4 protein-coding genes and 1 pseudogene are annotated in these 2,294 nt (G+C 69.4%); all 5 read left to right on the top strand.

Features of this window, described 5'->3' with window-relative positions; all coding sequences use genetic code 11:
• Positions 1-229 (top strand): annotated as a pseudogene (locus tag NZH93_RS49455) (cell division protein FtsK); the annotation flags it as partial.
• A gap of 70 nt (positions 230-299) precedes the next feature.
• Complete coding sequence (locus NZH93_RS49450) at positions 300-794, top strand: hypothetical protein (RefSeq protein WP_259630347.1); 495 nt, start codon at positions 300-302, stop codon at positions 792-794.
• Positions 791-1,138 (top strand): WhiB family transcriptional regulator, encoded by a 348-nt coding sequence (locus NZH93_RS49445; protein ID WP_259630346.1) that lies wholly within the window; start codon positions 791-793, stop codon positions 1,136-1,138. Before NZH93_RS49450 ends, NZH93_RS49445 begins: the two co-directional genes overlap by 4 nt.
• On the top strand, positions 1,138-1,323 hold the full coding sequence (locus NZH93_RS49440; protein ID WP_259630345.1) for a hypothetical protein: 186 nt from the start codon (positions 1,138-1,140) through the stop codon (positions 1,321-1,323). Before NZH93_RS49445 ends, NZH93_RS49440 begins: the two co-directional genes overlap by 1 nt.
• A 31-nt stretch (positions 1,324-1,354) precedes the next feature.
• Positions 1,355-2,182, top strand: coding sequence for a hypothetical protein (locus NZH93_RS49435; protein ID WP_259630344.1), 828 nt, complete (start codon positions 1,355-1,357; stop codon positions 2,180-2,182).
• Positions 2,183-2,294 lie beyond the last annotated feature (112 nt).

The raw sequence follows: 2,294 nt of genomic DNA, 5'->3' as shown, positions 1-2,294 counted from the left end.
ACGGGTCACCTCGGAGCGGCACCCGGACATGGTGCTCGGCGAAGGTGCCCGTGAGAAGGGCGCGATTGCCGACAAGATCCCCGACGACGGCACCACCGCCGGAATCGGCTACCGCGTCGCCCCGCGCTCCGGTGCACCCAAGCGGGTCCGCGCCGCCTACACCTCCGACGACGGCCTGGCCGAACTCGTCAACGCCGTCAAGGCACCCGGCCTGCGCATCGTCGCCTGACGACTCCGTAGCCACATCAGCCGCACCTCTCACTCCCTTTTGTCTTGCCTCGTAAGGAGGTCTGTTCGCCATGCCCCAGAACGGAACCCGGTCGCTGGACCGGATCTTGCGCACCCTGCGCGCCACCATGCGCACCCACGGACTCTCCCGCCCCGACCGCCTGGTGATCTCCACCCGGTCGCGCTCGATCCACCTGGAGTTCACCTCCGCGGCCCCGCTGGACCGGGTGACCGGCCTGCTGCTGTGGGCCAACACCCTGCACGGCGTCGACCTCGCGTGGACCCACCGCCCTGGCGGCGTGTTCACCCTCGCCGCGACCGGCCGGACCGGCGCTGGGCTCGGAATCGGCATGGCCTGCTCCATCCCGGCCTCCGCCGTCGGTGCCCGAGTGCTCGACCTCGGCGCAGGTGCGCGCCTGGCGTCCTTCCCCGAGTCCTTCGACCTCGCCCGGACCTTCGGCGTGGCCGAGCACGACACAGAGTCGGTGTCGTTCAACGAAGTCGCCGACCTGCTCGGCTTCGCCCGCACCACCGCTGCTCCGGTCGTCGTGGCGGTGGCGGCGTGAACACCCAGAACGGCTCCTACGTCGGCCACAAGGCGCTGATGCTCGCCCTGTTCGGCCGGTCCGGCCAGCCACCCGCGTGGCGTGCTGAGGCCGCTTGCTCCGGGCAGGACACCGAAGTCTTCTTCGACTCCACCCGGACCGAACAGGCCCAGACGCTGTGCGCCGGATGCCCCGTGCAGGTCGAGTGCCGCTCCGACCAGCTCGGCTGGGAGCAGCAGACCCGCTCCCGCCGCTACTACGCCGCCGGGACCTTCGGCGACCTCACCGGCTCGCAGCGCAACCAACTGCACTACCCCCGCAAAACCACCGCCCCTGTCTCGACCGACCAGAAAGACGTGGCCTGATGAACCTCCTGCTCGCCATCCCCGTCAACCGCCGCTCCCTCGCCTACGCCCTCAAGGTCATCCCGACCGCGCTGATCGGCCTCGCGGTCATGTACTTCGCCTTCGGCATCTTCGGCGCGGTCGTCCTGGCCGTGCTCCTGCTGCTGCTCGGCCGCATGCTCGTGCGCGCCGCACGCGGTCTCTGACCCTCGACCAATAGCCCTAGGAGGTGCGCCCGTGTTCGGGAAACCCAAGCACCACAACGACAACCAGCCCGCAGAGACCCGGTCGGTGCGCCGACTCCGGGCACGCCTGGACGAGTCCCACCAACTCCACGCGCTCACCACCGACCCCCTGTTAGGTGCGGTGCGCGCCGACCGGTTCCGGATCTCGGTCACCCGCTCCATGTGGCTGTTCCTCGCCATCGGACTCGGGTTCACCACCACCGGGGTCCAAGCGTTCCTCGCCGGGAAGCTCACCCCGGCCGATCCACTGTGGTGGGGTGCCTGGTTGGTCGAACCGGCCCTGGCGGGCATCCTCATCACGTTGCTCCGCTGGGAAGCGGAGATGCTCTCGGCGGGCCTGGACGTCGAGCACAAGGCCGTGAAACGCCTCAAGCACGTGCTGCTGAGCGCGACCCTGATCACCAACGTGTGGTCCAGCCTGCGCCCCGCCACCGGGACCGTGAACGCGGGAAACGTGTTCCTGCACCTGGTGGTCCCAGCCGTGGTCTACCTCATCGCCGAAGTCATGCCCGTGATCACCCACCGCTGCAACCAGGCGCGAGACAACGCGCTCGCCGCCCACCAGGCCCCCGCGGCTGCACCTCCCGCACACCCGGAAGTCACTGCGGCTTCACCCGCACCGGTCGCCGCTGTCGAGCCAGCCGCCGTGGTCACCGCCCAAGCTCGCCTGCGGCTACCCGCACAGATGGTCGCCGCACTCGACGCCAAGACCCAAGACGTCCGCGCACAAGGCCGTGAGCTGACAGCCCAGGACGTCCAGGACGCCGTCAAGGTCCCCGCCGACTACGCCGCCCGCATCGTCCGCGATCTAGCTGCCTAACCCCTCCACTCCTCAGCGGGGCACGACCACATAGCCCAGTCGTGCCCCGTTTGTCGTTGTCCCTCAACGAAAGGACCACCGCTCGATGCTGACCCTCGAAGAACGGATCTCT

This window comes from Umezawaea endophytica, assembly GCF_025061645.1.
GTDB classification, from domain to species: Bacteria; Actinomycetota; Actinomycetes; order Mycobacteriales; family Pseudonocardiaceae; genus Umezawaea; species Umezawaea endophytica.
This window is presented reverse-complemented; position numbering and strand designations above follow the sequence as displayed.

Coding starts and splice junctions, on each gene's coding strand:
- NZH93_RS49450 (WP_259630347.1), top strand. CDS start 300: ATGCCCCAGAACGGAACCCGGTCGCTGGACCGGATCTTGCGCACCCTG.
- NZH93_RS49440 (WP_259630345.1), top strand. CDS start 1,138: ATGAACCTCCTGCTCGCCATCCCCGTCAACCGCCGCTCCCTCGCCTAC.